The following is a 1661-nucleotide window of genomic DNA, read 5'->3' on the forward strand; positions in this document are numbered from 1 at the left end:
TCCTCCGTCCGGCGGCGAGCTCCACCCCACCCCCCTCCAACGCCCCGGGGCGGCCTGCCCGCCTGCACGGGCGCGATCCATACAGCGTCGAGGGACACTTGCAGGTCCTGCACTACTACTCGGCACGCTGGCACGGCACGCACGGCCTGATGTACGACTTCGCCCGGGACGCGGCCGGGGTGGCGCCGCCCGGCTGTCCGCTGCCCGTGCTGGTGCAGTACGCCCGCGTCGAGGAGTACCGGTTCGCCCTGGACGCGGCACAGGGCAGGCACTCCGCTGTAGGCCTCTCACAGCACTGGAACCACGACGGTGCGGCGAGTGACCTGCGGCGTACCTGGCAGCGCTGGGTCATGAGCCGGACGGAGCTCGGGATCGCGCCCGCCGAACTCCGCGACTTCAGCTATCTGGCCCACGCGGCCTGTTACGCCGGTGCCAAGGACCTCGCGGGCGTCCTGCTGGGCATGCTGGGGCCCCGCGCGACCCGCACCCCGTGGTCGTACACGGGGGATGCGGAGAAGCAGATCGTCAAGTGGCGCAAGGAACTGCGGCTGGGGACGTGAGCGGCTGCTACGGGCGCTGAGGAGGGGCCAGTTCTCCCGACCACTTCTCCTCGATGCGCCCGACCCTCCACACCACGAGCGCCACCACCCACGTGGCGAAGAACAGGGCGACGACGACGTAGCCGAGGATGTTGAGGTCGAGGCCGGAGACCCAGTCCCAGAAGGGGCCGTGCAGTGCGAGCTGTTCGGCGAGGAGGCCGAGGAGTTCGACCGAGCCGATGAGGAGGGCCACGGCGACGGACAGGCCGGTGATGGTGAGGTTGTAGTAGACCTTGCGGACCGGCTTGGAGAAGGCCCAGCCGTAGGCGAAGTTCATGAACGAGCCGTCGATGGTGTCGAGGAGGCACATCCCCGCGGCGAACAGGACGGGCAGGCACAGGATCGCGTACCAGGGCAGTCCGGAGGCGGCGCCGGAGCCGGCCAGGACGAGCAGGGCGATCTCGGTGGCGGTGTCGAAGCCGAGGCCGAACAGCAGGCCCAGCGGGTACATCTGCCAGGGCTTGGAGACCGATCTCGTCACCCGGCCGAGCAGGCGGTTCATCAAGCCGCGGCTGTCCAGCCGCTCCTCCAGGGCGGCCTCGTCGTAGCGGCCCGAGCGCATGGCGCGGAACACCTTCCAGATGCCGGCCAGGATGACGAGGTTGACGCCCGCGATGAGGTAGAGGAACGCCCCGGACACGGCCGTGCCGATCAGGCCGGTGACGTCGTGCAGTGCGGAGCCGTCGTCGCGGACCGGCCCGGCCAGGCTCTTCACCCCGAGGGTGAGCAGGAAGGCCAGGGCGAAGACGACGCTGGAGTGGCCGAGGGAGAACCAGAAGCCGACCGACAGCGGCCGCCGCCCCTGCCCCATCAGCTTGCGGGTGGTGTTGTCGATGGCGGCGATGTGGTCGGCGTCGAAGGCGTGCCGCATGCCGAGTGTGTAGGCGGTGACTCCGATGCCGACGCCGAAGGTCTGCGTGCCGATGGCGTGGTGCTCCGGAGCGACGACGGCGACGAGGGTGAACCAGCCGATCACGTGCAGGGCCAGGATGAAGGCCGCCATCCCCCCGACCCCGGTCCACTCCCGCCGCGTCATCGAGGTGCGGACGCGGTGCCAGGCCG

General features: G+C 70.3%; 1 protein-coding gene and 1 pseudogene. One reads left to right on the top strand and one right to left on the bottom strand.

Annotated elements, in window-relative coordinates; genetic code table 11:
* A pseudogene (locus tag C1J00_RS43020) lies at nucleotides 1–560 on the top strand (hypothetical protein); the annotation flags it as partial.
* A gap of 7 nt (nucleotides 561–567) precedes the next feature.
* Here the strand turns inward: C1J00_RS43020 and nicT are convergent.
* A partial coding sequence (gene nicT, locus C1J00_RS43025; RefSeq protein WP_245936743.1) for a Nickel transporter NicT occupies nucleotides 568–1661 on the bottom strand: 1094 nt, incomplete at its 5' end.

This window comes from Streptomyces cahuitamycinicus, assembly GCF_002891435.1.
GTDB lineage: Bacteria > Actinomycetota > Actinomycetes > Streptomycetales > Streptomycetaceae > Streptomyces > Streptomyces cahuitamycinicus.